Consider the following 2,636-nt stretch of genomic DNA (forward strand, 5'->3'; position numbering starts at 1 on the left):
GGATTAGGCTATTGTCGGTTGTATATGAATATTTTCACCGCCAATTGAATTGGCGGAAATCGCTCTTTTCGCCGCCATAAAGTGAGGCGGCGAACAACATCGAATCATCAATATGGTGTTGGGTTTGTTTATATTATGTAATGATATGCACGCGACGGCTGTCTATATAACGATCGTTTTTTAGACTTTATATACATCAGCTTAAAATGCCCTGTCACTTTAAGCGGTAATTTGCGCTGTTTTTAAGCGTTATTTTGCACATCTAACTTTAAAAACCCAGCTACCTTCACATGAGAAGATTAGCTGGGTTTCTTAATTATTTACATCCAATCATCTATAGAACTATTCTAATCGGTTTAGTAAAAAAGCGACTGCTCATTATTCAGCAATCGCGCACGATTGCTGAATAAGATTTTTTCAACATATTCTTAAGGACTTTGCTCCGGTGTAAAAAACGTTGGAGCGTAATCTACATTTTTTAGCCATATATGCTCTTGACCATTTAAAGCATTTTTTACCCATACATCACCTTTAGTTTGCTCTGCCTTTCGAAACCAACTAAGGTAAGGTCCAGCAACTTGAGGATCATCGTCAAGTTCATTCTTCCCTGGAAATGAGATTTGTTTTTGCTCTCCTGTTCTTATGTTTATAGCGTAAAGTGATGTGTACATAGTTGGTACAGGTCCTTCTTTCCACTCCTTGTTCTCTTTCGCACGAGCCACAATTACCAAATCTTTAACGTACCATTCCAGATCAAGGTCTACAAATCCTTTAGGTGTGTATTCTTTTTGTTGTTTAAATGTTGGTATATCGGCAATCGTCATTTTCTTGTTTTCAACAAAAAATCTTCCTTCCCCTGAAATATAAGCCAATTGATTGGCAGAAGGAGCCCACTTAAACCAGTCTTTAAACCCTAACATTTTTCCCACTGCTTTAAATTGTTTTCCTTGTGATGATAAAACACTTAATGTATTACTGTCCATGGACCAAGAAGCTGTAGGAACAACTAAAAAGCTAACCCACTTCCCATCAGAACTCCACTTAAAATAATCGGCATCAATCCCAAACAAGTCAGGTTCTTTAGTTTGAATCGTATAAAAAGGCTTTATTTTATCTTTAGCAAGATTTGCATCTACTGGAATTCTATAAAGTGGAATTGGGCTCCATCCTGTAGGAAGTAAGTTGGATTGTGAGGAAACAATAAATTCTTTCCCGTTCGGAAACCATTCAAAACCACTAACGCCTAATGAGACATTTTCAAACCCTTGCGGCCGGCCATTCTTTATTTTTGTTACATTTAATATACCTTGATCAGTGTAGGCCAACTGATTTTTGTTCGGGGACCATTTAAAGTCAGATGTCACGACCCTTAAGTAAGGTTGGTAGCTTTCTTTTTCCTTTGTATCATAAATGAATAAATCTGATTTTTCTCCCTTTTCATCACCATCAATAAATCCAATGAAACGACCGTCATATGACCATTTCGGAGAATACACATATCGGTCTTTTGTGAGTTGTATTTCTTGGCCACCCTTTTTGAGCCACAACTGATGATCACGGATAAATACAGCTGTTAGTGGGGCTTCTGCATTTGCTATCGACGAAAAATTAAAACAGATGAGCGTTAGTAGTAATAAAATCCGAATTCTCACGTCAATCCCTCCTACTTAAAAGATTTACCAAATCATATTTTGCCCAAGTTAATAACAACTATCCTTATTCATGGTCCGATTGCTGAACAAAAAAAACACTCTTTAGCTACTTGCTAATTTGTGTTCCAAAACTCGTCCTTTTCTGAACACGCTTAATTTTGATTAGAAAGGGGCGTTTGTTATTGTCTTAAATGTAATAAAACCCTGTTCATTATTCTGTGTTCAATAACCTATTAATTTTCATCTTATGTTACAATAAAATCAGAGAAAAAATGAGAAAGAGTGATAATTGGTGTTTATTGGATATGCACGTGTGTCGACAGGATTACAAAATTTAGATTTACAAACAGATGCGTTAACGCAACTTGGTTGTACGAAAATTTTTCACGATAAAATGAGTGGGGCAAAAAAACAACGTCCCGGTTTAGAGGAAGCACTTCATTATGCACGTGAAGGCGATACAATTGTCGTTTGGCGATTGGACCGACTAGGACGCAACATGCAAGATTTGATTCAAATTGTGAACAACTTAAATGAACGTGGTGTTGGTTTTCATAGTCTTCAAGAAAATCTAACAATGGACAAAAATAATGCAACGGGTCAATTAATGTTTCACTTGTTCGCAGCGTTTGCGGAATTTGAACGTAATCTGATCGAAGAACGTTCGGCTGCAGGACGAGCAGCTGCAAAAGCGCGGGGGCGTCTAGGTGGGCGCCCGGAGAAGTATGGACCAAAAGATATTGAAATGATGAAGGCTTTAATTGAAGGTGGTACACCGATTAAAGATGTTGCGGAAAAGTGGGGTGTGTCTCGCACTACGATTTATCGCTATTTAGAAAAACAGTAAATTGGAAGGGTTGATGTCTATGCAAAATGAATATCCTCCATTACGGTGTTTGTCAAGATAGTTGTCGCGAATATATGAAAATAAGATAGCTATGTTTAAGCTTTTTGCTCAGCTTGAATAGGGGTCGCTTTTTCCGG

General features: G+C 37.6%; 2 protein-coding genes. One reads left to right on the forward strand and one right to left on the reverse strand.

Annotation, left to right across the window (positions count from 1 at the left end):
• Window positions 1-428: 428 nt before the first annotated feature.
• Complete coding sequence (locus tag L1N85_RS26755) at window positions 429-1,652, reverse strand: translocation protein TolB (RefSeq protein WP_235242060.1); 1,224 nt, start codon at window positions 1,650-1,652, stop codon at window positions 429-431.
• A 292-nt stretch (window positions 1,653-1,944) separates the two neighbouring features.
• On the opposite strand from L1N85_RS26755, the gene L1N85_RS26760 reads away from it, so the two are divergent.
• A complete protein-coding gene (locus tag L1N85_RS26760) occupies window positions 1,945-2,499 on the forward strand; it encodes a recombinase family protein (RefSeq protein ID WP_235242061.1) in 555 nt (184 codons plus the stop codon).
• Window positions 2,500-2,636 lie beyond the last annotated feature (137 nt).

The organism is Paenibacillus alkaliterrae (assembly GCF_021532375.1).
GTDB classification, from domain to species: domain Bacteria; phylum Bacillota; class Bacilli; order Paenibacillales; family Paenibacillaceae; genus Pristimantibacillus; species Pristimantibacillus alkaliterrae.